Annotated in this window: 23 protein-coding genes and 2 tRNA genes; 16 read left to right on the forward strand and 9 right to left on the reverse strand. The window is 73.3% G+C overall.

Going from position 1 to position 24,919, the window contains the following annotated elements:
• Together AC5LSR_RS12990 and AC5LSR_RS12995 are read left to right on the forward strand one after the other, a co-directional pair.
• The coding region (locus AC5LSR_RS12990) for a hypothetical protein (protein WP_493468501.1) at window positions 1-328 on the forward strand (328 nt) is incomplete at its 5' end.
• A 35-nt stretch (window positions 329-363) separates the two neighbouring features.
• A complete protein-coding gene (locus tag AC5LSR_RS12995; RefSeq protein WP_250292433.1) occupies window positions 364-597 on the forward strand; it encodes a hypothetical protein in 234 nt (77 codons plus the stop codon).
• A 137-nt stretch (window positions 598-734) separates the two neighbouring features.
• Here AC5LSR_RS12995 and AC5LSR_RS13000 read toward each other — a convergent pair whose 3' ends face one another.
• Window positions 735-989, reverse strand: coding sequence for a hypothetical protein (locus AC5LSR_RS13000; RefSeq protein ID WP_250283405.1), 255 nt, complete (start codon window positions 987-989; stop codon window positions 735-737).
• A 268-nt stretch (window positions 990-1,257) separates the two neighbouring features.
• Between AC5LSR_RS13000 and AC5LSR_RS13005 the strand changes: the two genes are divergently transcribed.
• From AC5LSR_RS13005 to AC5LSR_RS13015, 3 genes are all read left to right on the forward strand, one after another.
• The gene (locus tag AC5LSR_RS13005; protein WP_250283406.1) at window positions 1,258-2,037 is read left to right on the forward strand and encodes a fumarylacetoacetate hydrolase family protein; all 780 of its coding nucleotides are present in this window, start codon (window positions 1,258-1,260) and stop codon (window positions 2,035-2,037) included.
• A 170-nt stretch (window positions 2,038-2,207) separates the two neighbouring features.
• A tRNA-Gln gene (locus tag AC5LSR_RS13010) sits at window positions 2,208-2,279 on the forward strand.
• A 59-nt stretch (window positions 2,280-2,338) separates the two neighbouring features.
• Window positions 2,339-2,411: transfer RNA gene (locus tag AC5LSR_RS13015), tRNA-Glu, on the forward strand.
• A gap of 311 nt (window positions 2,412-2,722) precedes the next feature.
• Here the strand turns inward: AC5LSR_RS13015 and AC5LSR_RS13020 are convergent.
• Window positions 2,723-3,010, reverse strand: a complete 288-nt coding sequence (locus AC5LSR_RS13020; RefSeq protein WP_493468502.1) for a hypothetical protein — start codon at window positions 3,008-3,010, stop codon at window positions 2,723-2,725.
• A gap of 293 nt (window positions 3,011-3,303) precedes the next feature.
• Between AC5LSR_RS13020 and AC5LSR_RS13025 the strand changes: the two genes are divergently transcribed.
• Window positions 3,304-5,031: a sensor histidine kinase gene (locus AC5LSR_RS13025; protein WP_445548524.1), complete on the forward strand. Its 1,728-nt coding sequence runs from the start codon at window positions 3,304-3,306 to the stop codon at window positions 5,029-5,031.
• 221 nt (window positions 5,032-5,252) lie between these two features.
• On the opposite strand, the gene AC5LSR_RS13030 is transcribed toward AC5LSR_RS13025, so the two are convergent.
• The gene (locus AC5LSR_RS13030; protein ID WP_493464635.1) at window positions 5,253-7,340 is read right to left on the reverse strand and encodes a serine/threonine-protein kinase; all 2,088 of its coding nucleotides are present in this window, start codon (window positions 7,338-7,340) and stop codon (window positions 5,253-5,255) included.
• Window positions 7,341-7,684: 344 nt separating this feature from the next.
• Between AC5LSR_RS13030 and AC5LSR_RS13035 the strand changes: the two genes are divergently transcribed.
• The gene (locus AC5LSR_RS13035; protein WP_250286004.1) at window positions 7,685-8,347 is read left to right on the forward strand and encodes a Crp/Fnr family transcriptional regulator; all 663 of its coding nucleotides are present in this window, start codon (window positions 7,685-7,687) and stop codon (window positions 8,345-8,347) included.
• A gap of 250 nt (window positions 8,348-8,597) precedes the next feature.
• Here the strand turns inward: AC5LSR_RS13035 and AC5LSR_RS13040 are convergent, their stop codons facing one another.
• Entirely contained in the window at window positions 8,598-9,410 is an 813-nt protein-coding gene (locus AC5LSR_RS13040; RefSeq protein ID WP_250286003.1) for an IclR family transcriptional regulator, read from the reverse strand.
• A 145-nt stretch (window positions 9,411-9,555) separates the two neighbouring features.
• Here AC5LSR_RS13040 and leuC point away from each other — a divergent pair, with 145 nt between their 5' ends.
• From leuC to AC5LSR_RS13055, 3 genes are all read left to right on the forward strand, one after another.
• Window positions 9,556-10,953, forward strand: a complete 1,398-nt coding sequence (gene leuC, locus AC5LSR_RS13045; protein ID WP_250292426.1) for a 3-isopropylmalate dehydratase large subunit — start codon at window positions 9,556-9,558, stop codon at window positions 10,951-10,953.
• 63 nt (window positions 10,954-11,016) lie between these two features.
• The gene (gene leuD / locus AC5LSR_RS13050; protein WP_250286000.1) at window positions 11,017-11,634 is read left to right on the forward strand and encodes a 3-isopropylmalate dehydratase small subunit; all 618 of its coding nucleotides are present in this window, start codon (window positions 11,017-11,019) and stop codon (window positions 11,632-11,634) included.
• A 206-nt stretch (window positions 11,635-11,840) separates the two neighbouring features.
• A complete protein-coding gene (locus tag AC5LSR_RS13055) occupies window positions 11,841-12,137 on the forward strand; it encodes an HU family DNA-binding protein (RefSeq protein ID WP_013874863.1) in 297 nt (98 codons plus the stop codon).
• 215 nt (window positions 12,138-12,352) lie between these two features.
• Here the strand turns inward: AC5LSR_RS13055 and AC5LSR_RS13060 are convergent, their stop codons facing one another.
• Complete coding sequence (locus AC5LSR_RS13060) at window positions 12,353-14,566, reverse strand: RNA degradosome polyphosphate kinase (RefSeq protein WP_250285999.1); 2,214 nt, start codon at window positions 14,564-14,566, stop codon at window positions 12,353-12,355.
• A gap of 288 nt (window positions 14,567-14,854) precedes the next feature.
• Here AC5LSR_RS13060 and AC5LSR_RS13065 point away from each other — a divergent pair, with 288 nt between their 5' ends.
• Window positions 14,855-15,757 carry a transglutaminase family protein gene (locus AC5LSR_RS13065; RefSeq protein ID WP_250286006.1) on the forward strand — a complete coding sequence of 301 codons (903 nt, stop codon included), beginning with the start codon at window positions 14,855-14,857 and terminating at the stop codon, window positions 15,755-15,757.
• A 13-nt stretch (window positions 15,758-15,770) separates the two neighbouring features.
• Here the strand turns inward: AC5LSR_RS13065 and cofC are convergent, their stop codons facing one another.
• Window positions 15,771-16,475 (reverse strand): 2-phospho-L-lactate guanylyltransferase, encoded by a 705-nt coding sequence (cofC, locus tag AC5LSR_RS13070; protein WP_493468503.1) that lies wholly within the window; start codon window positions 16,473-16,475, stop codon window positions 15,771-15,773.
• Between the two features lie 265 nt (window positions 16,476-16,740).
• Between cofC and AC5LSR_RS13075 the strand changes: the two genes are divergently transcribed.
• Together AC5LSR_RS13075 and AC5LSR_RS13080 are read left to right on the forward strand one after the other, a co-directional pair.
• Window positions 16,741-17,748: an NAD(P)H-dependent glycerol-3-phosphate dehydrogenase gene (locus AC5LSR_RS13075; RefSeq protein WP_250292425.1), complete on the forward strand. Its 1,008-nt coding sequence runs from the start codon at window positions 16,741-16,743 to the stop codon at window positions 17,746-17,748.
• A gap of 87 nt (window positions 17,749-17,835) precedes the next feature.
• Window positions 17,836-18,993, forward strand: coding sequence for a D-alanine--D-alanine ligase family protein (locus tag AC5LSR_RS13080; protein WP_493464638.1), 1,158 nt, complete (start codon window positions 17,836-17,838; stop codon window positions 18,991-18,993).
• A gap of 62 nt (window positions 18,994-19,055) precedes the next feature.
• On the opposite strand, the gene AC5LSR_RS13085 is transcribed toward AC5LSR_RS13080, so the two are convergent.
• Together AC5LSR_RS13085 and AC5LSR_RS13090 are read right to left on the reverse strand one after the other, a co-directional pair.
• Window positions 19,056-19,628 (reverse strand): DUF3515 family protein, encoded by a 573-nt coding sequence (locus AC5LSR_RS13085; RefSeq protein ID WP_493468504.1) that lies wholly within the window; start codon window positions 19,626-19,628, stop codon window positions 19,056-19,058.
• A gap of 26 nt (window positions 19,629-19,654) precedes the next feature.
• Entirely contained in the window at window positions 19,655-19,888 is a 234-nt protein-coding gene (locus AC5LSR_RS13090) for an Lrp/AsnC family transcriptional regulator (protein WP_013874856.1), read from the reverse strand.
• A gap of 84 nt (window positions 19,889-19,972) precedes the next feature.
• Here AC5LSR_RS13090 and AC5LSR_RS13095 point away from each other — a divergent pair, with 84 nt between their 5' ends.
• Entirely contained in the window at window positions 19,973-20,953 is a 981-nt protein-coding gene (locus AC5LSR_RS13095; protein ID WP_493464639.1) for a thiamine-phosphate kinase, read from the forward strand.
• Between the two features lie 119 nt (window positions 20,954-21,072).
• Window positions 21,073-21,906: a bifunctional hydroxymethylpyrimidine kinase/phosphomethylpyrimidine kinase gene (thiD, locus tag AC5LSR_RS13100; RefSeq protein ID WP_250287454.1), complete on the forward strand. Its 834-nt coding sequence runs from the start codon at window positions 21,073-21,075 to the stop codon at window positions 21,904-21,906.
• A gap of 110 nt (window positions 21,907-22,016) precedes the next feature.
• Here the strand turns inward: thiD and rpmB are convergent, their stop codons facing one another.
• On the reverse strand, window positions 22,017-22,205 hold the full coding sequence (gene rpmB / locus AC5LSR_RS13105) for a 50S ribosomal protein L28 (protein ID WP_007516655.1): 189 nt from the start codon (window positions 22,203-22,205) through the stop codon (window positions 22,017-22,019).
• A gap of 193 nt (window positions 22,206-22,398) precedes the next feature.
• On the opposite strand from rpmB, the gene recG reads away from it, so the two are divergent.
• Window positions 22,399-24,879, forward strand: a complete 2,481-nt coding sequence (gene recG / locus AC5LSR_RS13110) for an ATP-dependent DNA helicase RecG (protein ID WP_493468506.1) — start codon at window positions 22,399-22,401, stop codon at window positions 24,877-24,879.
• Window positions 24,880-24,919: the final 40 nt, after the last annotated feature.

Below are 24,919 nucleotides of genomic sequence, written 5' to 3' on the forward strand. Positions count from 1 at the left end.
CGAGAAGCTGGGGGATGTCGCGGTCGCGGTGGGGGACACGGTCCGTGCGCAGCAGTTGTTCACCGACGGTCTGGCGATCCGCCGGCGGTTGGCGGAGGCGGATCCGGTCAATGCCGGCAAGCAGCGGGATCTCGTGATCTCGCTCGTGCAGCTCGGCCAGCTTCTATCCGGTAGCGACGACCGCGAGCGCGGCAGGGCGATGCTGGACGAAGCGACGCGGATAGCACGTGGAATCGGCCTCGACATAGGCTCTCCGGAAGAGGCCGACCACAGCAGGAGAAGCCCACGACGTCGGCGATGGCCTTTCCGGAGATCGCGGATGGGCTGATATGACGAGTCCGGGCTTCCCCGCTGTCTGCTGGCGTGCTTGCGCTCACCGTCCTTGCTGAAATCGTCGCGGATGCCGAACCGGCACCGGTTGACGAGGCCGGTCCGGGTGGGCGGGTTCTGCCGGTACAGGCCCTACGGCCCACCGAAACGGAGAGCGCGACGTTTGTGTACACCGACGAGCCGGAAGCCCGCTGGCCGGAGGTAGCCGCTCTGCTCGATCACACGCTCGCCGCGGCCCTTGCCGTGTTCGCGGACGGGCTGGACTGACGCCCACCGACCGGGCTGACATTCGTCAGCCGGCCGGGCTGCTCGCTGACGGGACAGGCCGCCAACGTATGGACGATCCATGTATGGGAACAGGCCGCGGACCGGACCTGTCGGGAACGGGCCGCGGGCCCGCGGGGTCAGTCCTCGATCTCCTCCCACCACTGGCACCACCAGTCGCCGCCGACGAGGATGCGCAGCTTGGGGTGCCAGCAGTAGGTGATGTCCTTGTCGGTGTCGAGGTAGTACAGGCAGTTGTCGCACCGCTCGTCGCCGTTGGGCTTGCCGCGCAGGATGGCGTCCTCGGCGAGGTGGCCGAGCTTGACGCTCAGCTCCTCGTCGATGGGCTTCGGCTCCGGCGCGCCGACATCGTAGACGGGTGTGATCTCGCTCACCTGGCTCCTTCCGGACTGGCGCTGTGTGGGCGCGCACCGCTGACGGGCGTGCACCGCTGTGCTGTGTGGACGTGACTGTGTGGACGTGCACGAAGGGCGAACGTGCACGGGGCCGCGCGGCTGAGGGTATGCGTGGTTCGGGGGCACGCGAAACCGGTCCCATGCCCCACCGTGATTGTGGCCTGCGCCGCCCGCCGGATGACGAACGGGCCGTTTCGGCACCTCACGGGCGTCGCCGGCAACGGGCCGGCCGGTTAACGTCGGCAGGGTGCGTATCGCGAGGTTCACAGACGGGACGGAGCCGGCCTTCGGCGTCGTCGAGGGCTCGGTCGAGACGGGCGAGGCGACCGTGGCCACGATCACCCCCCATCCGTTCGGCGCGTTCAGCTTCACCGGGGCCCGGCACGCGCTCGGCGACGTGCGGTTACTCGCGCCGGTGCTGCCCAGCAAGGTGCTCTGCGTCGGCAAGAACTACGCCGACCACGTCCGGGAGATGGGCGGGGACGCCGTGCCACAGCGTCCGGTGCTCTTCCTCAAGCCGTCGACGAGCGTGGTCGGGCCGGGGGACCCGGTCGCGCTGCCCGTCGACAGCGACCGGGTCGACTACGAGGGCGAGCTGGCGATCGTCATCGGGCGGCTGTGCCGGGACGTCCCGGCGGCCCGCGCGCTGGACGTCGTCCTGGGCTACACCTGCGCGAACGACGTGACCGCGCGTGACCAGCAGCAGGCGGACGGCCAATGGGCCCGGGCCAAGGGGCATGACACCTTCTGCCCGGTCGGCCCCTGGATCGAGACCGACCTGGACGCCTCCGACCTGGCGATCCGCACCACCGTCGACGGCGAGCTGCGGCAGGACGCGCGCACGAAGCTGCTGGTGCACGACATCCCGTCGCTGATCGCCTACATGTCCGCGGCGATGACCCTGCTGCCCGGCGACCTGCTGCTGACCGGGACACCGGCCGGTGTCGGCCCGCTGAGCCCCGGCCAGACCGTGGCCGTCACGGTCGAGGGCATCGGCACGCTCACCAACCCGGTCGTGGCCCGCTGACAGCGCCGGCCGAGGCCGGCAGCCCCGGCAGTCCCGGCGGCAGCCCCGGCAGTCCCGGCGGCGGCCCCGGCAGTCCCGGCGGGCCGACGCGCCGGGGAGCGTCGCGGCTGCTTGCCGCCCTGCTCCCCGCGCTGATGCGGTACAGTAAGCCTCGCCCGCAAGGGCAGCCTTGGGGTATGGGGTAATTGGCAGCCCAACGGATTCTGGTTCCGTTAGTCTAGGTTCGAGTCCTGGTACCCCAGCTTCGGGCGTTCCCTGCTGTAGGGTGGGAGCCGTCCGAAGGTGGAAAAAGAGAACAGTTGGCCCCGTCGTCTAGTGGCCTAGGACGCCGCCCTCTCAAGGCGGTAGCGCCGGTTCGAATCCGGTCGGGGCTACATCGGAATATGGATGGCAAAGGCCGTCGACCTGAGTGATCATGGTCGACGGCCCTTTGTGTCGCGTTCGGTTGTCGGCTGTCCGGCCGTTGCCTGCTGTCGCGCCGTCAGGTGACGGCCTGAGGGGCGGTGCTGTGTCCCACCCGGTCCCACCCGGTCCAGCCGGTTCACCTGGCCCAGCCGGTTCACCTGGGAAGTCCGAGACCTGGCCAGCGGGCGCTGCCCGCGGGCTTTCGCCAGCCGGCTCCTGCCGTGATGTCGTGCCAGCCGGGCCGGCACGACATCACCCGGTCGGGCTATGCGGCCGCCGACTACCGGACTACCGCGAGGCGGGGGAGGGACGCGGGGTGACGGGCCATCGCGCACTCCCGGCAGCCGCAGGAGCTCGGGCCGCCGCGGCCGTGGACGGTCTCGCCCGCCCGGCGGCCGGTGGTGATCAGACGCAGCCGGGGGACGGTGCCCTCGGCCGGCTCCTTCGTGGCGACCGCCTGCGTCGCCGTGGCGAGCGAGGGCAGCGGGGTGAGTGGGGACGTCGGGCCGGCGCAGGTCGGGTCCATGGCGGCTGCGGTGCGGGTCGGGCTGGCAGCGGTCAGGGTCACGGGGAGCACGGTGTCCTCCTCCTACGGCGGCCCTTCCGAAGGCCACCTTGCAGCCCACAGGTTGTCGAAGCGGGCGCTGGCCGCGCCATGCCCCTTTTGAACCTGTTGCGGACTGGTGAAGATGGTCTAGTCCCGGGTAGGCATGCTTGGCATGGCACACCATCCTTGACGGCCATGGTGCGTCCGATGGTGATCGGGGCAGGATAGCCCGGATGTCCTCCGCGGCCCCTGTACCTGACCGGGCGCGGCGTCGCCACGGTGGTGCGCGCGCCGGCCGGGTCCGCCGTGTCGACATGCCGGATTCCCCCCGCCGCTCCATAGCGGATGCCGCGAGCGTCACCGGCAGGATCGGCGGGGAACTGCTGGAGTGGATGCCGCACGGCCGCGGCCTGCCCACCGAGGACTGGGTCGCCCGGCACCGGCTGCTGGTCTGGATCCTGGCCATCCACCTGCCCATGATCGTAACCTACGCCTGGTACCAGGACTTCCGGATCTGGCAGGGCCTGGCCTCGACCGCCCCGTCCGCGGTGCTGCTGGGCGCCGCCGTCCTGCCGGGTGTGCGCCGGCTGCGGGCGCTGGCCACCAGCCTCGGCCTGCTGTGCAGCTCGGTGGTGTTCGTCCACCTCTCGCACGGGCAGACCGAGGTGTACTTCCACTTCTTCGTGGTCGTCGCCCTCATCGCCCTGTACGAGGACTGGACGGTCTACCTGCTGGCGATCGCGTTCGTGTTCGTGGCGAACGGCGTGGTGGGCGGCCAGATCGTGATGCCCGAGTACACCGGGTCGCCCTGGGTGTTCGCCGGGGTCAGCGCGGCGTTCATCTGCGCGCTGGCGGCGGCACAGGTGATCTTCTGGCATTTCAACGAACAGGCGCGGCGGCGGGCCGAGCACTTCCGGGCGCAGCTCTACGAGGGGCAGCAGAGCCTGATGGCCCGTCTCGAGGAGACCGACCGGATCCGCAGCGACCTGGTTGCCACCGTCTCCCACGAGTTCCGCACGCCGCTGACCGGCATCCGCGGGACCCTGCTCACCATCAAGCGCCGGCGGGACCGGATGTCCCCGGCGCAGCTCGACGACATGCTCGACTCGGCGGTCAGCTACTCCGACCGGCTGTCCCGGCTGCTGGAGAACATGCTCACCGCGGCGACGGCCACCGGCACCGAGGAGAACAGCGTCGCGGACCTCCCCGAGGTCGTCAACGAGGTGCTCGCGACCCTGTCCTACACGCCGACGACAGCCGCCAACGTCACCGTCGACGTCCCGCCCCACCTGCCCGTGCGGATGGCCCGGCAGGCGCTGCACCAGGTCGTCGCGAACCTTGTCGACAACGCGCTGGTGCACTCCTGGCCGGGAGCGCCGGTCCGGCTGATCGCCGGCCGGGTCGGTGACGAAGTGATCCTGCGGGTGCGCAACCCCGGCCCCGACCTCGACCCGGCCACGATCCGCCAGCTCTTCGAGCCGTTCACCCAGCGGGACGGGACGGCTACCCGGGAGACCGACGGCGCGGGCATGGGCCTGTACGTCGTGCGGCGGCTGGTCGAGGTCCACGGCGGGCGGCTGCGGATGGCCTCCGAGGACGGGGAGATCATCGTCGAGGTCGACATGTGGGCGGCGGTGCCCCGCCCGGCCACGGTCGGCCCGCGGTCCGCGGCGGGCGTCCGGGAGGCTTTCGACCGGTCCGCGGTAGGCGCTCGCGTCCCGCAGCGGCCCACGCTGCCGCTGGCCCGCGAGTTCGGCCGCCATGCCCGGCAGGGCCTGCACTCGGGGGAGAACGCCCGGCCGGGCCTGCGCTCCGGTGAGGACGCCAGGCTCGGCCTGTGGCCCGGTGAGAACGTCCGGCCGGGGCTGCGGTCGGGCGAGGGCTCCGAGCCGGGCCCGCGCTCGCCGGGGGACGATGCCCGGCCGGGTCCGCGCCCGGGCGAGGAGGCCCGCTCCCGGTCCGCCGAGGACTCCCGGTCGGGCCTGCGGGCCGCTCCGCCGCTGTGGTCGAACCGGCCGCGCCCGATCGACCGTTCCGGCTGACCGGCGGCCCCTCCTCCCGGCCGGCTGGCCGTTCTGGCTGGGTGGTGGTTCTGGCCGGGTGGCCGTTGCGGCTGGCCGGTGTGCCGGCCGGTGAACCGTTCCGGTTGGGCGAGCGTGCCGGCTGACCGGGTGTGTCTGCTGACCGGGTGCGCCGGCCGGGCGCGGCCGGTAACGGTGGTCGGCCGGCCGCGACGGTCAGTCGTGACCGGCGGACTGGGTGATCAGCAGTTGTTCGCCTGCAGCTTCAGGCTCACCGGCTTGCTCCTGCCGTAGCTGGTCCCCGGCGCGACCGACTGCGTGACGACGGCCCCGATCTGCTTCGAGTTCAGGCACTCGTACACGTAGGGGATGTTGCTGAAGCCGGCCTTCCTGAGGGTTGCCGCGGCGTCGTCCAACGTCATCCCGACGACGTTCGGCACGTCCGAGCAGTCGTTGGCCTGCAGGTACAGGCGTACCGCCGCCGTCGTCGCGATCCGCGTGCCGGCAGCCGGGTCCTGGCGCACCACATTGCTGATGTCGGAGGAGCGGTAGCAGTCGTACACGTAGGGGATGTTGGTGAAACCGTCCTGGCGCAGGGCCGCGGAGGCGTCGTTGAGCACCATGCCCCGCACGTCCGGTACCGCCACGCGGGAATCCGGCGGTGACGCCGGGGGCGGCGCGGCGCTCGGGGCAGCGCTCGGTCCGCCGGCGGGGCCGGTCGGCCCACCGCCCGGCCCGGTGCCGGCCTGCGCTGTGACGTTCGCGGTGGGCGGAGCGGATGCCGGCACGGCCACGGCGGACGCCGCCGGTGCCGGGCCCCGGGTGGCGTCCGGCCCGGACGTGGCCGCCGTGGTGCCCGGTGCGGCCGGCGCGGTGACCAGCGGCGCGCCCGCCACGGAGGCCGTCTCGCCGCCTCGGCCCCCGTCGCCGCCGAGGCCGGCGGCCAGGGCCCATGACCCGGCGCCGACGAGCACGGCGGCCCCGAGCCCGGCCGCGACCAGGACGCGGGCGCGGGCGGACCGCGGCCGCGGGCGTTCTCCCGCCGGCTCCGATGACGGTGCCGCCGGCTGTGCTGTCGGCGCCGCGGCCGCCGGCCGAGCCGTCGGCGCCGCGGCCGGTGAGGATGCGGCCGGCAGGGAGGATGCCGCGCCGGCGATGGCGGTCCGGGCATACTCCGGCTCGTCCTCGTGCCCCCGGCCCGTCCCGTACGCGCCCGCCTGGGCGGGCCCGGGGCCCGACAGCCGGGTGGTCCCGGCGACCGGCGGTGCCTGCGGAGCGCCGCCGGCAGGTGAGGCGTCGCCGGCAGGTGAGGCCGCCAGGTCACGTCCGGTAGCCGGGCCCGCGCGTGCCGGCTCGGGCACCGGGGCGGCGGGGGACACCGGGGAGGACGCCGTCGGTGAGAGCAGGGTCGCGGGGTCGTCGTCCTCGCCGGGTGACTGCCGTGAGGTGATCACGGATGTCCTGCCGAGGTCCGCCGGCGCCGCGAAGGCGCGGTCATGCGGCTTCCGGCCGGCCAGCGCGGCCTGCAGCGCCAAGCGCGCCGCGTCCGCCGTGGCGGGCCGCTCCGAGGGATGTTTGGCCAGCAGGCGGCACATGACGTCCCACAGCGGCCCGTCGATCCCGTCGATCGGCGGTGGTGCCTCGAAGGCATGCGCCCGGATCATGGCGATCGGGTTCGGCGCGACGAACGGAGGCCGGCCGGCCAGCAGCTCGTAGAGGACGACGCCGGCCCCGTAGATGTCGGCGGCGGGGCCCGCCCGGGTGTGCTCGGCGAGTTCCGGCGCCATGTACATCGGCGTGCCGATCGCGACGCTGAGCCTGGTCATGGACGGGCTCTGGGTCAGCCGGGCGATGCCGAAGTCGGTCAGCATGGCCCGGGCCGGCCCGCCGCCGCCGGTGTCGACGAGGATGTTCGCCGGTTTGACGTCCCGGTGGACGACGCCGGCGGTGTGGACGACGGCCAGGGCCGAGAGCACCTGCCCGACGAGCCCGACCGCCTCGGCGGCGGGGAGCCGGCCGCGGGCGCGCAGATAGCCGCGCAGGTCCGTCCCGTCCACGAGGTCCATCACGATCGCGAGGGTGCTGCCCTCGGCGACGATGTCGCGGACCTTCACCAGATGCGGGTCGTCGAAGGCCAGCAGGACCCGGCGCTCGCGCAGGAACCGGTCGACGATCTCCGGGTCGTCGGACAGCTCGGGCCGCAGGATCTTGACCGCTACCGGCCCGTGGTCGCCGGTGCCGTCGTCGGCCCGCTCGCCCCGCCAGACCTCACCGCTGGCGCCCTTCCCGAGCGGCTGGTGCAGGACGTAGCGGGAACCCAGCCTGCGCATCGCCGGTGCTCCCCCCTGTACGCGCATCAGCCGTGGTACGCCCGGCCTGGCCGGTTGGCCAGGATACCCGGCCAGGCAGCACGGCGCAGACCCGGTGAGCAGGACCTTATGACGGAAACACCGCCAACGGACAGGAGAGGGCCGCGCGGCTCGTCGGACACTGCGGAAAGTATGAGGATCATGGCGGTACGGCGTCATGGTGTTGTGGCCAGTGGCCGCCTCGGCTTTTGTACCGGAGCAAAAAGGTACTCTGCGCCACCAGCTCTGTGACAGAAGGAAACAAGTGGCCGCAGGTGACACGGACGGGCGCGGGCATGCTCAGCGGTGAACACGGACACGCCCAGATGAGTCCGCAGGACCGGCTCGCGCTCGAGGCGCTCGGCACGGTCCGGCACTACGGGCCGGGTGACGTCCTGTTGCAGGAGGGCGACCGGGCCGACCTGGTGATGATCGTACGGACCGGGCGCGTGAAGGTCGTGACCGTCGCCGAGAGCGGGTACGAGACCCTGCTCGCCCACCGCGGCCCCGGCGACCTCATCGGCGAGATGGCGGTCATCGACGGCGGGACCAGGTCGGCGTCGGTCGTGGCGGTGGAGCCCGCGCAGCTGGTCGCCGTCTCCGCCGAGGCGTTCCGGACGTTCGTGGCCACCCATCCCCAGGTCGTGCGGGCCCTGGTCAGCTCGATCACCCGGCGGCTGCGGGAGTCCGACCGGCGCCGGTCGGAGCTGGGCGCGTACCCGACCGGCATCCGTCTCGCCCGCCACCTGCTCGAGCTCGCGCACCGGCACGGGGACGGGCAGCCCGACGGCAGCGTCGCGATCACGTTACGTGTGACACATCGTGATCTCGCTGCCGCCATCGGGTCGTCCAGGGAGTCCGTCGGCCGGGACCTGCGGACCTTCCGGTCGAGCCGGCTGATCGCGAACAGGGGGCGGACGCTCGTCGTCCTGAACATCGCCGCACTGCGCGCGTTCGCTTACGGCGAAACTCCGGGCCATCAAATGTGACGGATGACGTCGTCACTCCACCTGCTGCCCACTACGACATATATGGGCGAGAACGCCTTCTTTCCGACGCGCCAGATGGGGCGGAGGCCAGCCCGCGGCGGGTACAGGGGGTCCGCCGCGGATGCTGGAAGCCCCGCGGACACTGAAACTGGAAGCCCCGCGGACACTGAAAGCAGCTGCCCCACGCCGACGAGCGGGCCCAGGGCCGTCGGTGGGACGGTCCGCTTCAGCCGCTCGGTGGCTCGGTGGCTCAGCCGTTCGGTGGCTCGGTGGCCTGGCGGCTCAGCCGTTCGGCGGCGGCGGCGACGGTGGCCCCGTGGCGTCGGCCGGGGGAGCGGGTGAGCCGCTCGACCGGGCCGGACAGGGACAGCGCCGCGACGACCCGGCCGGTGGCGTCGCGTACCGGGGCCGACACCGAGGCGAGCCCGGCCTCCCGCTCGCCGACACTCTCAGCCCAGCCCCGCCGCCGCACCTGCGCCAGGGTGGACGCCCCGAAGGCCGCGCCCGCCGGCGGTTCCACCGCCTTGGCCAGCCCCGTTGGCGCTGTGCCCCTGGTTGGCGCCGTTGGCGCTGCGCCCCTGGTTGTGGCCGGGGCGGTGGCGTCCCGGCCCGGGAACGGGTCCGCGCCGAAGGCGAGCAGGACCTGCGCGCCGGAGCCGGCGGTCATCGGCAGCATGGTCCCGACCGGGACGGTGTCGCGCAGGCCGCTGGCCCGTTCGGCGGCGGCCACGCACACCCGCACGTCCCCGCGCCGGACGTAGAGCTGGGTGCTCTCCCCGGTGGCGTCCCGCAGGTGCGCGAGCACCGGCGTGGCGGCGGCCAGCAGGGCCCACGGCAGCGGTGCCGCGCCGCCGGCGGCCAGCCGTGGGCCGGGTACGAACCGGCCGCTGGGGTCGCGTCCGACCAGCCGGTGCACCTCGAGGGCGGCGGCCAGGCGGTGGGCGGTCGCCCGGGTCAGCCCGGTACGGGCGACCAGGTCGCCCAGGGATGCGGGGGAGGTCTCCACCGCGGTCAGCACAAGGGCCGCCTTGTCCAGCACGCCGACTCCGCTAAGCTGTTCCACACATTGATACTGCCATCCCAAATAATGAGATGCACGGGGGTGTACGAGATTTCGGATGGCCCGGGTCAGTGATCCGCACCGCACGTTCGTCACCCCGCCCGGCGCTGCCGGACGGGCCCGAGGAAGCCACCTGAAGGAGTGGGCCATGGGGCGCACACTCGCGAGGAAGGTCTGGGACGCCCACGTCGTCCGGCGTGCCGACAACGAACCCGACCTGCTCTACATAGACCTGCACCTCGTCCACGAGGTGACCAGCCCGCAGGCGTTCGAGGCGCTGCGGCTGGCCGGCCGGCCCGTCCGCCGCCCGGACCTGACCATCGCCACCGAGGACCACAACGTCCCGACCGTCGACACGCTGCTGCCGATCGCCGACCCGGTCTCGGCGGCCCAGGTCGAGGCCCTGCGCAAGAACTGCGCCGACTTCGGCGTCCGGCTGCACCCCATGAACGACCCCGGCCAGGGCATCGTCCACGTCGTGGGCCCGCAGCTGGGCCTGACCCAGCCGGGCATGACGATCGTCTGTGGGGACAGCCACACCTCCACCCACGGCGCGTTCGGTGCGCTCGCCTTCGGCATCGGCACCAGCCAGGTCGAGCACGTGCTGGCCACCCAGACGCTGCCGCAGCGGCCCCCGAGGACTATGGCCGTCACCGTGGAGGGGGCACTGCCGGCCGGGGTGACCGCCAAGGACCTGATCCTCGCGATCATCGCCCGGATCGGCACCGGCGGTGGCCAGGGGTACGTGATCGAGTACCGGGGCGAGGCCGTCCGGTCGCTGTCCATGGAAGGCCGGATGACGGTCTGCAACATGTCCATCGAGGCGGGCGCCCGCGCCGGCATGATCGCTCCGGACGAGGTGACCTTCGCCCACCTGCGGGGACGCCCGCACGCCCCGGCCGGGGCCGCCTGGGACGAGGCGGTGGCCTACTGGCGCACCCTCGCCACCGACGACGACGCCACGTTCGACCGCGAGGTCGTCATCGACGCCGCCGAGCTGAGCCCGTTCGTCACCTGGGGCACCAACCCGGGGCAGGGCGCGCCGCTGGCCGCCCGGGTCCCCGACCCGGCCGGCTACGCCGACCCCGCGCTGCGGGCCTCGGCCGAGCGGGCCCTGGCCTACATGGCGCTCACCCCGGGCACGCCGCTGCGTGACATCGCCGTGGACACGGTGTTCATCGGTTCCTGCACCAACGGGCGCATCGAGGACCTGCGGGCCGCCGCCGAGGTCCTGCGCGGGCGCCGGGTCGCCGACGGGGTGCGCGTACTGGTCGTCCCGGGTTCGATGGTGGTGAAGGCCGATGCCGAGGCGGAAGGGCTCGACGAGGTCTTCCGCGCAGCCGGGGCGCAGTGGCGCAGCGCGGGCTGCTCGATGTGCCTCGGGATGAACCCGGACACCCTGCGGCCGGGGGAGCGCAGCGCGTCCACGTCCAACCGCAACTTCGAGGGACGCCAGGGGCCGGGCGGCCGCACCCACCTGGTGTCGCCGGCCGTCGCCGCGGCCACCGCCGTCACCGGGCGGCTGACCACCCCGGCGGACCTCTGACGCTGGCGCCCCGCCAGCAGCTCCGGCGACAACCTCGACACCGACGAAGGGAGCGCACCCGCGATGGAGGCGTTCACCACCCACACCGGCCGGGCGGTGCCGCTGCGGCGCAGCGACGTCGACACCGACCAGATCATCCCCAGCGAGTGGCTGAAGCGGATCGAACGCACCGGCTTCGGCGCCGGGCTGTTCTCCGAGTGGCGGGCCGACCCCGCGTTCGTGCTGAACAGCCCCGCCCACGCCGGTGCCACGATCCTGCTCGCCGGCCCGGACTTCGGTACCGGGTCGTCCCGCGAGCACGCCGTGTGGGCGCTGCAGGACTATGGCTTCAAGGCGGTGATCTCCGCCAGGTTCGCCGACATCTTCCGCGGCAACGCCCTCGGCAACGGGCTGCTGGCCGTCACCCTGCCCGCCGCGACGGTCGAGGCGCTGACCAGCCAGGTCGAGGCCGATCCCGGTGTCGAGATCACCGTCGATCTGGCCGCCCGCGAGGTGCGCGCGCCCGGGCTCGTTGCGGCCTTCGACATCGACGACTTCACCCGCTGGCGGCTGCTGGAGGGCCTCGACGACGTCGGCCTGACACTGCGCCACCAGGACGCCGTCGCGGCCTTCGAGGCCACCCGGCCCGGCTGGCTGCCCACCACCGTACCGGCCACGGCAGGAGTCAGCGAAAAACATTGAATGCTACGAAACGTAGCCCATCGGAGGACCGCCGGCATCCTCCTGATGGCATCTGATGATCTAGAAGGGACGCTGACGTGCATGTTTGTGTCGCGCGACACGCGCACGGGAATTGCCCTAACCGGTGGACATGCCTACGGTGCAGCGCAGTGTGATGCCCGATCTGCTCCCTACCCCGCACTCGCGGGGGGCGTCCGGAGGTTGTTGTGAACAAGTCCCAGTTGGTTGATCGAATCGCTCAGCAGATCGAGGGCGGGCGGTCGAACGCGACCAAGGCCGTCGATGCCGTCTTCGACGCGATTCAGGAGGCCGTCTCCGCCGGTGAGAAGGTGACCATTACGGGGTTCGGTGTCTTCGAGCGCGTCGAGCGGGCGGCTCGCACCGGCCGTAACCCCGCGACGGGTGAGCCGGTGCATGTCGCGGCCTCGGTCGTGCCGAAGTTCCGGCCCGGTTCGGAGTTCAAGGCCAGCGTCTCCGCCAGCGAGGATCCGCAGGACAACTGAGTACCGGGATCACACCGGTATCGCGACATCACCGAAGGCTGTGCGATCATGGAATGGTCGCACAGCCGGAGGCTGGAGAAGGCTGGCAGCACCGAAGGCTGTGCGATCATGGAATGGTCGCGCGGCCGGAGGCTGGAGAAGGCTGGCAGCACCGAAGGCTGTGCGATCATGGAATGGTCGCGCGGCCGGAGGCTCCGGCGGGTTGTCCGCCGTGGTCAGGCGTGTGCCGCCCGCCGCGGTCGCACGCCCATCAGGTCGTTCTGGTAGTCCGACAGCGGCTGCCCGTCCGGGTCGGCGGCCCGGCGGTGCCAGGTGCCGTCCGGCCGCAGGATCCAGGCCGCCACGCCGTCGGAGAAGGAGTGGTCGAGCATGGCCTTCAGCGGCCCCTGCTGAGACGGCTGCGCGACCCGTACCAGCGCCTCGATCCGGCGGTCGAGGTTGCGGTGCATCATGTCCGCGCTGCCGATCCAGCACTCCTGGACCGCGGTGAACTCCAGCACCCGGCTGTGCTCCAGGAAGCGGCCCAGGATCGAGCGGACGTGCACCGTCTCCGACAGGCCCGGCACGCCCGGGCGCAGCGCGCAGATCCCGCGGACGAGGCACTGGACGGGCACGCCCTCGCGGGAGGCCCGGTACAGCGCGTCGATGACCTCTTCGTCGACCAGGCTGTTCACCTTGATCCGGACGCCGGACGGGCGGCCCTGGTGCGCGGCCTCGGCCTCCTGCTCGATGCGCTCGATGATCCCGTCCCGCATGAGCTGGGGGGCGACCAGCAGTGAGCGGTACTCGGTCTGGCGGCTGTACCCGGTCAGGACGTTGAACAGGTCGGTGAGGTCGGCGCCGATGTCGGGGTCGGCGGTGAGCAGGCCGAGGTCCTCGTAGAGGCGGGCGGTCTTCGGGTTGTAGTTGCCCGTCCCGATGTGGCAGTAGCGCCGCAGCCCGCCGCGTTCCTGGCGGACCACCAGACAGGTCTTGCAGTGGGTCTTCAGCCCGATCAGCCCGTACACGACGTGACAGCCGGCCCGCTCCAGCTCGCGGGCCCACCGGATGTTCGCGGTCTCGTCGAACCTGGCCTTGATCTCGACCAGGACGACGACCTGCTTGCCGGCCTCGGCCGCGGAGATCAGCGCGTCCACGATGGGGGAGTCGCCCGAGGTCCGGTACAGGGTCTGTTTGATGGCCAGCACCTGCGGGTCGGCGGCGGCCTGCTCGATGAAGCGCTGCACCGAGGTGGTGAACGAGTCGTAGGGGTGGTGGACGAGCACGTCGCCCTCGCGCAGCGCCGCGAAGAAGTCGACCTGCTCGTCGGCGGACACCAGCCGCGGGTGGGTCCGCCGCACGTGCGGCCGGTCCTTGAGCTCCGGGCGGTCGAGTTCGTACAGCGCCCACAGCACCGACAGGTCGAGCAGCCCGCGGACCCGGGCCACCTCACGATGGGTGACCTCAAGTTCGCGCATCAGCAGGTCCAGCAGGTCGTCGTCGATGTCGTCGCCGACCTCGAGGCGTACGGCCGGGCCGAACCGTCGGCGGGCCAGTTCGCGTTCGAGGGCCTGGAGCAGGTCCTCGGCCTCGTCCTCCTCGACCTCCAGGTCGGCGTTGCGGGTCACCCGGAACAGGTGGGAGTCCACCACCTCCATGCCGGGGAAGAGCTGCGAGAGGTGCGCGGAGATCACTTCTTCCAGCGGGATGAAGCAGACCTCGTGGTCGTCGCCGTTCGGGTCGTGCGCGAGGCGGTGGCCGTCCACGCCCCTGGTGGGTTCCGGAGTGACCCGGATCAGCCGGGGCACGTTCTGCGGGACCTTCACGCGGGCGAACCGGTCGCCGTCCCCACCTGGGTCACGTACAGTAACCGCAAGGTTGAGGGAGAGTCCGCTGATGTAGGGGAAGGGGTGCGCCGGGTCGACCGCGAGCGGGGTCAGGACGGGGAAGATCTGCTGGTGGAAGTAGTGGTGCAGCCGGTCCTTCTGCCCGTCGGTCAGGTCGTTCCACAGCTGGATGGTGATGCCCGCCTCGGCCAGGGCGGGGACGACGGCGTCGGTGAAGCAGCGGGAGTGGCGTTCGCCGAGCTCGGCGGTGGTACGGCTGATGAGGTCGAGCTGTTCGCGCGCGGTGAGCCCGTCGGCGGAGAGCACCGCGAGCCGGGTCGCCTCGCGGCGCATCAGGCCCGCGACCCGGACCATGTAGAACTCGTCGAGGTTGCTGGCGAAGATTGCCAGGAACTTGGCGCGTTCAAGCAGCGGGACGCTCTCGTCCTCGGCGAGCGCGAGCACCCGCGCGTTGAAGTCCAGCCAGGACTTCTCCCGGTTGATGAACCGATCATTTGGAAGATCTGACGGTACTGGTTGCCGGGGTGCTTCCAGCGGTTCGAGCAGGGCGCTTCGCGGTTTGCGCTGCGGTTGCTCAGATCGGTTCACCACCAGCTCGGTCATGCCCTCGATGGTGCCAGTCCCGCGGGAACGCGGCAGCCGGGTGTGGCGATTAGGACCCGCGCAACTCGTCCGGGATGACGCCTGGACGAACGCGATGTGTAACGCTCATGAAATGTGCTCGGGTGAATATCGCAGCATGGAGGAAACATCCTGCCGGACGGTGCCGGCGGTCGTCGGAGCGTGGCGGTGACGGCCGGGGCGGTACCGGCGCAGCCGGTGCGCGCGCAGCAGGCGGCACAGGCGGCCTTGTTACGTACAGTGCCTGACAGTGTGCTTTCCGCCGAGGAAATGGACGTCGACCTGGCGGACCCGGCGGTCGCATCGGTGACCTACCGTATTCGGCAACGGTTCAGTTACACCTACGACGGCCCGGCCTGGCAGCTGGCGCACCGCCTGGTCGTCATTCCCCCGCGACAGCACGGTGACCAGGCGGTACGCGCCTACCACCTCGCCGTGTCCGACCCGGCGGCCACCGTCACCTGGGAGCGCACGGCCGACGGCTCCCCGGCCGCGCTGGTGCGGCTGGACACCGTGCCCCGGCGGCTCGACTTCGACGCCACGGTCGTCCTCACCCGCACCGCCGGGGCCGGGCCGCCCACGCTGCCGGCGTCCGCCCTGACCGGCCGCAGGCTGCTCACGCCCACCCCGCTGACGGCACCCGACGCCGCCATAACCGCGACAGCCCGGTCGCTGGCCGCCCCCGACCCGCTCGAGACCGCGCTGCGGTGCTGCGCCTGGGTGCACCGCAGGATCGGGTACGCGGGCGGGAGCACCGACGTGACGACCACGGCCGCGCAGGCCCTCGCCGGGGGACGCGGGGTCTGCCAGGACCACGCGCACGTCATGCTGGCGCTGTGCCGGGCCGCGGGCGTGCCGGCGCGGTACGTCTCCGGCCACATGACCGGTGAGAGCGCCTCGCACGCCTGGGTCGAAGTGATCGTCCCCGCGGACGCGGGGCTGCCCGGGGGCGGGGCGCGCGCGGTCGCGCTCGACCCCTGCCACGACCGGCTGGCGGACCAGCGGTACGTGACCGTGGCCACCGGCCGGGACTACACCGAGGTGGCACCCACGTCCGGCTCCTACCGCGGGCCCGGCCGCGGCACCCTCAGCACGCGCCAGCGGGTGGACGTCATAGGAACGGATCTCATCGGGACGGGCGCCGTCACCGCAGTGGGCGCGGACACGGCCTGACCCCTGGCGGGAGTCACCGGGCCGGCGGGCACCGGAGCGCTGTCCCCGGGCCGGCGGACAGGGCCCGCCTGGTCCAGGGGCCGACGCCGAGACCGACCGCCTCCCGCAGATGCTCGATCGTGTCCACGTCACGGCGCAGGCCGCGGACGGACCCGCCGAGCGGCCCGGTCAGGTCCCGGGCCCCGGAACGGATGTGCGCCGCGCGGCTGCCCGGCCCGAACCGGGGCGCCAGCGGTGTGCCGGCCGTGGCGGCGAGCAGGACGGTGCCGGTACCGTCCGCGTCCGCGACCAGGCCGCGGCCGTCCGCCGGCATGGCCAGCAGGGCCGCGCGCAGGTGGGCCGGGCGCAGCGCGGCGAGGTCGGCGGACAGGGCCGCGACACCGGCGTCCGGCCACCGCCGCGCGGCCATGGCGGCACCATGCGCCAGCGCCGCGTTCAGGCCGGTGTCAGGCGTGTCGGGAACAACGACAATCCGGCTGCCCTCGGTCATGGCCCGCTCGGCAGGGCCCGGGGCCGGCAAGGAGGCCATGCCGGCCCGGGCCGCGCCGTCATTCGTCACGATCATGACGGCTTCGACCGTGCCGCGCCCGACCGCGCTGGCCGCGGCCACCGTGTCCTGGGCCATCGCGAGCGCGAGGGCCGCCCGGTCCGGATGGGCGAGCCGGCTCTTGGCGACCGCCAGCGGTTTGACCGGTACGACGACGACCCAACCGGTCATGCGGGTGGCGGCTTCATGCGGGTGGCGGCTCCGGTGACGCCGGTGTCACCCACCGGCTCTGTCTCCACCCGACTCTATGGCACGCCGGCCTTCCGGCACCTGCCACCCGGGCCGTCCCGGCACACCGGACGGGACACGATCTGCGCGAGGGCCGGGCCTTCTCGACAGCCTTCGTGTGACTGAGCAAGACTCCTGCGACGTGAAGCGAGCTGAACGCGCCGGTGCCGGGGTGATGTCGACGGCGGCCGTCAGCATGCCGTACCGGATAAGGCGGGCCGCCGTTCTCTGCGCCGGGTCCTGGGGGACCGTCTTCGCCAAGGTGCTCGCGGACGCCGGGGCCAGGGCCACACTGCTGGCACGCGAGCCCGACGTGGTCACGTCGATCAACCGGTGTCACACCAACCCCCGCTACCTGCCCGGCCTGACGCTGCCGGACCGCGTCGACGCCACGCTCGAGGCCGCCGAGGCGCTGCGCGGGGCCGATCTGGTCGTCCTGGCCGTGCCGTCGCAGGTGCTGCGGGCCTGTCTGGCGCGGTGGGCCCCGCTGGTGGCGCCGTCCGCGGTGTACGTGAGCCTGATGAAGGGTGTCGAGCTGGGCTCCCGGCTGCGGATGAGCGAGGTGGTCCAGGAGGTCACCGGGGCGGCCCCGGAGCGGATCGCCGTGGTCAGCGGCCCGAACCTGGCCCGGGAGATCGCGGCCGAGCAGCCCGCCGCCACCGTCGTCGCCAGCGTCGACGAACGGACGGCCAGGGCGGTCCAGGCGGCCTGCTGGACGCCGTACCTGCGCCCGTACACAAACCCGGACGTGATCGGCTGCGAGCTCGCCGGCGCCGTCAAGAACGTGATCGCGCTGGCCGCCGGGATGGTGGAGGGCATGGGGTTCGGCACCAACACGGCCGCCTCCCTGATCACCCGGGGGCTGGCCGAGACGACCCGGCTCGGCGTGGCGCTCGGCGCCGGCCCGCTGACCTTCGCCGGGCTCGCCGGCATGGGCGACCTGGTGGCCACCTGCTCGTCCCCGCTGTCGCGCAACCGCGCCTTCGGGGAGAAGCTCGGCCGGGGCGTGCCGCTCGCCCAGGCCGACGCCCAGCAGCACCAGGTCGCCGAGGGCGTCCGCTCCTGCCGTCCCGTCCTGGAGCTGGCCCGTTCTCTGGACGTCCAGATGCCGATCACCGAGCAGGTGGTGCGGGTCATCCACGAGGGCCTGGCCCCGCTGGACGCGGTCAAGGAGCTGATGAGCCGGGAGCCCGGCCCCGAGTACCGCGCCGGCTGACCGCCGCGCGTTGCCCGGACGGTCGTCGCGGGTGGACTCGCTGTGGGGTTCGGTGGTGCGCGGCCGGGCATCGGTTAGGGTCCCGTCATGCCTGGCTCTCCGCCGCGCCGGATCCGGATCGCCGTCCTGTACGGCGGCCGCAGCACCGAGCACGCGATCTCCTGTGTCTCGGCTGGCAGCGTCCTGCGCGCACTGGACCGGCGGCGTTATGACGTTGTCGCTGTCGGCATCACCTCCGACGGCCGCTGGGTGCTCGGCCCGGACGACCCGGCCGCGCTCGCCGTCCGCGACGGCGAGCTGCCCGCAGTCGACGCCGCCGCCAGGCCGGTGGTGCTGCCCGGCGACCCCACCGCGGGCGGCCTGCTCGCGCTCGACCAGGTGGCGGCCCCGACGGGCCCCGGCTCCGCCGGCCGCGATGCCGCCGGCCGCGGCCCTGTCGGCCTCGGCGCCGTCGACGTGGTGTTCCCGCTGCTGCACGGGCCGTTCGGTGAGGACGGCACCGTGCAGGGGCTGCTGGAGATGGCCGCCGTCCCCTACGTCGGCTCCGGGGTGTTCGCCAGCGCCGCGGCCATGGACAAGCAGTACATGAAGATCCTGCTCGCCGACGCCGGGCTCGACATCGGCCCGTACGCGGTGCTGCGCGCCGGGCAGGCCCTGACCGCCGACGACCGCGAACGCCTCGGCCTGCCCGTGTTCGTCAAACCGGCCCGGGGCGGGTCGAGCATCGGCATCAGCCGGGTGGACGCCTGGGACGACCTGGCGACCGCGCTGAAAGCCGCCCGCGCCGTCGACCCGAAGGTGCTGGTCGAGGCCGCCGTCGTCGGCCGTGAGATCGAGTGCGGCGTGCTCGGCAGCCTCGACGGCGGCGGACCGGAGGCGAGCCTGCCCGCGGAGGTGACGGTGACCACCTCCGCGGGGTCCGCGGGCTTCTACGACTTCGAGGCCAAGTACCTCTCGGACGCGGTCCGCTTCGACGTCCCGGCGGACCTGCCCGCCGAGGTCACCGCCGCGGTCCGTCAGATCGCCGTGCGGGCGTTCGCCGCGCTGGACTGCGCGGGCCTCGCCCGGGTGGACGTGTTCGTCCGCCCGGACGGCTCGATCATCGTCAACGAGGTGAACACCATGCCGGGGTTCACCCCGACCTCGATGTTCCCGCGGATGTGGGCGGCCACCGGCCTGGACTACCCACGGCTGGTGGACCGGCTGGTCGCGCTGGCGGCCCGCCGCGGCACGGGGCTGCACTGATCCCCGTCGCGGCTGGTCCCCCGTCGCCGCTGGTGCCGGTAGGGCCGCCCAGCCGGCCGCTGTCAGGCCGTCGTCGACCGTGTCGCGCCGCGGACCGGCGCGGCGAGCGTGGCCAGCACGTCGAAGGCCTGGACGGACGCGGGGAGCAGCAGCACGACCTGCGGACGTCGGGTAGGCGTGGAGTAGCGGACGGTGTCACCGCGTTCCTCGGCGAACCAGCCGACATCGTCGACCACCGAGAGCGTCACGTCCGGCCGGTAACCGGGAGCGGCCCCCGGCACGCCGCAGGAGAGCACCACCGGTGGGGAGCCCCAGGCCGCGACGAACGGCGACGCCGGCCGGGCCTCGCGACGTTCCAGCCCCGGCCCCAGCGAGGACGGCAGGGCGGCGCCCAGGGCGAGGCAGGCCGACCGCTGCTCCCCGGTCGGATCCGGCGCGCCGTTGACCGTGACCGGCCCCGGGGAACCGGCACACGCGGTGAGCGGAATCACAACGGCAAGGGCCATGATCCGGGCGAGGAGCGCGACCGGCCACCCGGTCCGCCGCCCGGCCGCCGGCCCCGGTGGCCCGGCTGGCCGACCGGGCCACGCGGCTGGTGCCCGCCGTGCCCGCACTCTGCCGTCCCGGCCGGTCATGACAGGGAACAAGCGCGGACGAAGCGTCAGAAGTGCACCACCGGACAGGTCAGCGTGCGGGTGATCCCGTCGACCGTCTGCACGCGTGACATGACGAGCTTTCCCAGCTCATCGACGCTGGCCGCCTCGGCACGGGCGATCACGTCGTAGGGGCCGGTGACGTCCTCCGCCTGGGTGACACCGGGGATCTGTTCGATCTCCTTGGCCACCGATGAGGACTTCCCGACCTCGGTCTGGATGAGGATGTACGCGTGGACCACAGAGGCTCCCTTGTCGGACGTCGACAACCCGTGCCGCAGAACAACGGGCCGACAGAAGGTAACAGGCAATCGGCTCCGGTGAGAGTGTCTGAGGTAGGGGAATTTGGTCTGATCGCCCGGGTGGCGGCCAGACTGGGCGCACCGGCGCCGCCAGCGGGTCCTGGTGACGACGCCGCGGTGGTCCCGACACCCTCCGGTTATGTGATTGCTACCACAGATCTGCTCGTGGAAGGGCGGCACTTCCGGTTCGACTGGTCCTCCCCATATGACGTCGGACGTAAAGCTGCCGCGCAGAGCCTCGCCGACGTGGCGGCCATGGGAGCCGTCCCGACCGCCCTGCTGGTCGGCCTGGCCTGCCCGCCGTCCACCCCGGTCGAGCTCGCCGAGGGCCTCGCCGACGGTCTGCGCGACGAGTGCGCCGAGGCGGGCGCGGTCGTCGTCGGCGGCGACACGGTCGGCGCGGCCGAGGTCTGCCTGGCCGTGACCGCGCTCGGGGACCCGCGGGGCGTCGCCCCGCTGACCCGCTCGGGGGCGCGCCCGGGGGAGTCGGTTGTCCTCGCCGGCACGGTGGGCCGCTCCGCCGCCGGGCTGGAGCTGCTGCTCGCGGGCGTGCGGGAGGGCCCTCTGGTCGACGCCCACCGCCGCCCGACACCGCCGTACGCGGCCGGGCCGGCGCTGGCCCGGGCGGGCGCGACCGCGCTGCTCGACATCAGCGACGGGCTGCTCGCCGATCTCGGGCATGTGGCGGCCGCCTCCGGCGTCGTGCTGGAGGTGGACGCCGACGCGCTGCGGGCGGCCGTCCCCGGCGTGGACGTGCGGCACCTGCTGACCGGCGGCGAGGATCACGGCCTGGCCGGGACGCTGCCGACGGGCGTCGAGCCGCCACCCGGGGTCGCCGTGATCGGCCGCGTGCTGGCCGCCGACCCGGCCGCGGGCGGGCCAGGCGTGCGGGTCGTGGGCGGCAACGTCCCGCCGGACCTGCGCGGCGGCCCGCTCCGGCCACTGGGGCCGCCCGGCCCGACGGCCGCCGCGCCGGGCGGCTGGGACCACTTCCGCACGTCCTGAGCCGTGACGTCGAAAACCTGGATCCGCGAGGGACGAGAACCACGTCACCGCCCCACTCGCACACCTGTCCGCCCGCCTACCAGACGGGCGGCGCGGGGGCGGGTGGGCAGCGGTCTAGCGTGGGGACCGTGGTCTCTTTCGGTTCCGCTCCCGGCCCGGTCGCGCGTCTGCCGCCGGCCCGGGTGTTGGCGATCGCGGGGTCGGACTCCGGCGGGGGCGCTGGTATCCAGGCTGATCTGAAGACCGCGCTGGCCTTCGGGGTCCACGGGATGAGCGCGCTGACCGCGGTGACGGCTCAGAACTCCCTGGGCGTGCACGGGGTGTGGGAGCTGCCGCCGGAGGCCGTGGTGGCGCAGATCCGCGCGGTCGTGGCCGACATCGGGGTGGACGCGGTCAAGACCGGGATGCTGTCGTCACCGCCGATCGTCGCCGCGGTCGCGGGCGAGCTGGCCGGGGCCGGCGTCCCCGTCGTCGTCGATCCCGTGGGGGTGTCCAAGCACGGGGATCCGCTGCTCGCGCCCGAGGCGGTGCAGACCGTGCGTACCCGGTTGCTGCCGGTGGCGACGGTGGCGACCCCGAACCTCGACGAGGTGCGGCTGCTCACCGGCGTCGAGGTGCGGACCGAGGCGGACCTGCCGGCCGCCGCGCGCGCCGTGCTCGGCCTCGGGCCGCGCTGGGTGCTGGTCAAGGGCGGGCACCTGCCCGGCGACGCCGTGGACCTGCTCACCGACGGCCACCACAGCGTGGTGCTCCGGGCGCCCAGGCACGATAACCGGCACACCCACGGGACCGGCTGCACGCTCGCGTCCGCGATCGCGTCGCTGCTGGCCCGCGGGGCGGACGTCCCCGATGCCGTGCGCGCGGCAAAGGACTACGTCACCGGCGCGCTGGAAGCCGGCTTCCCGCTCGGCGCGGGCATCGGCCCGGTCGACCACGCCTGGCAGCGGCGATAGCTGGCAGCGGCGATACCTGACAGCGGCGATAGCCGCCACACCCGTCGCGGTGCCGCCGGGGCGAAACGCCGGTGCCTTGTCGACGCCGGAGGAAGCAGGCGCGCGGGCGGCTACGCCCGGGTGACCTTGCCGGCCTTGATGCAGGAGGTGCACACGTTCAGGCGCTTCGGCGTCCTGCCGACGAGCGCGTGCACGGTCTGGATGTTGGGGTTCCAGCGCCGCCGCGTGCGCCGGTGGGAGTGGGAGACCGACATACCGAAGCCCGGCCCCTTGCCGCAGACGTCGCACACCGAAGACACGAGACACTCCGCCAGAGAATAGTAATGATCATGCCGCGTTCGCGGCGGTCATCCGAGGCTACCCCACGCCGCGCCGCCACCGGACACCGCCGGCCCGTGAGGCGCCTGTGAGGGCCGTCCACGAAAGCGCACGGGCAGGCCGAACGCGTGGGGCAGATCGAAGCTGTCGGTGGGGTCGGGCAGGATCGTGGGTGTGGTCGACCAGCAGACACGGCTGCGGGACGTGGTGGGCGCGCGGACCGCCACGGCGCTCGCCGGTGCCCTGGATTTGGAGACGGTCGGTGACCTGCTCGCCCATCTGCCCAGGCGCTACCAGGAGCGGGGGGAGCTGACCGATCTCGGTGACCTCACCGTCGGTGAGGCGGTCACCATCCAGGCGCGGGTCACCAGCGCCAAGCGGCGCCCGCTGCGCGGCCGCGGGCGGGAGATGCTGATCGTCACGGTCAGCGACGGCCGGCACAGCCTCGCGCTGACGTTCTTCAACCAGCCGTGGCGGTCGCGGGACCTGCGGCCGGGGGTGACCGCGCTGTTCGCCGGGAAGGTCGAGGTGTTCAACCACCGGCAGCAGATGACCAACCCCGAGGTGCAGCTGCTCGACGACACGATCCCGGGGCTTTCCGACAGCCCCGGAGAGCTCGAGCTCCCCGGGATCACCGAGCCGGCGAACGGGCAGCGCCCGGCCCACGCGGGCGCGGTTCGTAACGGCACGAGCCGTAACGACACGAGCCGTAACGGTGCGGTCGGCGACAGCGCGGTTCCCGGTGGCGGTGGGGGTGGCCCGGGCGTGGACGTCGAGGGCTTCGCGGGCGGCATCCTCCCGATCTACCCGACTGCGGCGAAGATCCCGAGCTGGGCGATCGCCACGTGCGTGCGGGTCGTCCTGGAGCTGCTGACCGAGCTCGACGACCCACTACCGGCCGCCATCCGCGCCCGCTACCGGCTGGTGAGCCTGCTGGAGGCGTACCGGCTGGTCCACCAGCCGTCGTCCTGGGCGGACGTCGGCCGTGGCCGGACCAGGCTGAAATGGGACGAGGCGCTCGTCCTGCAGGTCGCGCTGGCACAGCGTCGGCACGACCTCGAGAAGATCGCGGCGACGCCGCGGCATCCGCGTCCCGACGGTCTGCTCGCGGCCTTCGACGCGTCCCTGCCCTTCTCGCTCACCGCCGGGCAGCGTGCCGTGGGCGCCACGGTCGCGGCGGAGCTCGCCCGGCCCTTCCCGATGCACCGGCTGCTGCAGGGCGAGGTCGGGTCCGGCAAGACGGTGGTGGCGCTGCGCGCGATGCTCGCCGCGGTGGACGCCGCCGGGCAGGCGGTGCTGCTCGCGCCCACCGAGACGCTCGCGGCCCAGCACCTGCGCAGCCTGCGCGCTCTGCTCGGCCCGCTGGGCCGGGCCGGGGAGCTCGACGCCGCGCCCGAGGCGACCCGGGCCGTGCTGGTGACGGGCTCGCTGGGCGCGAAGGCGCGGCGGGAGGCGCTCGCCGCTGTCGCGGACGGCAGCGTGGGCCTCGTCGTCGGCACGCACGCCCTGCTCGAGGAGTCGGTGGTATTTCACGATCTTGCTCTTGTGGTCGTCGACGAGCAGCACCGTTTCGGGGTGGAGCAGCGGGACGCGCTGCGCTCCCGGTCCGACCGTCCGCCGCATCTGCTGGTGATGACCGCCACCCCGATCCCGCGGACGGTCGCGATGACCGTCTTCGGTGACCTGGAGGTCTCGACGCTCACCGAGCTGCCCGCCGGCCGTTCGCCGATCTCCACGTTCGTCGTGCCCGCGACAGCGCCGAAGTGGGCCAGCCGGGTGTGGGGCCGCATCCGCGACGAGGTCGCCGCCGGCCGGCAGGCCTATGTCGTCTGCCCGCGCATCGGTGGGGACGCCGGCGACGCCGATGACGTCCCCGCGGCCGACGCCCCCGCGACCGGGGGCATGGCCGGCGACTCGGTGGCCGGCGACTCGGTGGCCGGCGGCTCGGTGGCCGGCGGCTCGGTGGCCGGCGCGGCCGGTCCGGCGGGCGGGGCGCGGCCGGGCGGCACCGCGCCGCGGGACGCGTCGGCGGCCGCCCGCCGGCCGGGCGCGGGTGTTCTCGACGTGCTCCCCGGTCTGCGGGCGGGCGAGCTCGCCGGGCTGCGGGTCGCCACACTGCACGGCCGGCTGCCCCCGGACGAGAAGGAAGAGACCATGACCAGGTTCGCCGCGGGGGAGCTGGACGTCCTCGTGGCCACCACGGTGATCGAGGTCGGGGTCGACGTGCCGAACGCGACCGTGATGGTTGTGATGGACGCCGACCGTTTCGGTGTCTCCCAGCTGCACCAGCTGCGCGGCCGGGTCGGCCGCGGCGGCGCGCCCGGCTGGTGCCTGCTGTACACCGACGCGCAGGAGGGCTCGCCCGCCTGGGAACGGCTGGCCGCGGTGGCGGCCACCTCCGACGGGGCCGAGCTCGCCCGTCTCGACCTCGCGCAGCGACGCGAGGGCGATGTGCTGGGGGCGGCCCAGTCCGGCGGCCGGCGTTCCCTGCGCCTGTTGGAGCTGCTCAAGGACGAGGAGCTGATCCGCTCCGCGCGGGGCGAGGCGAGCGCGCTCGTCGGTGCCGATCCGCAGCTGGCGGCGCATCCGGCGCTGGCCGCGGCGCTCGCCGCCACTCTCGACGAGACGGCCGCCGCCTATCTGGAAAAGGGATGAGCCGCCTGTCCGGAAAAGGGATGACGGGCCGGGGGAGGGA

Source organism: Protofrankia sp. CiP1_Cm_nod4 (assembly GCF_982290645.1).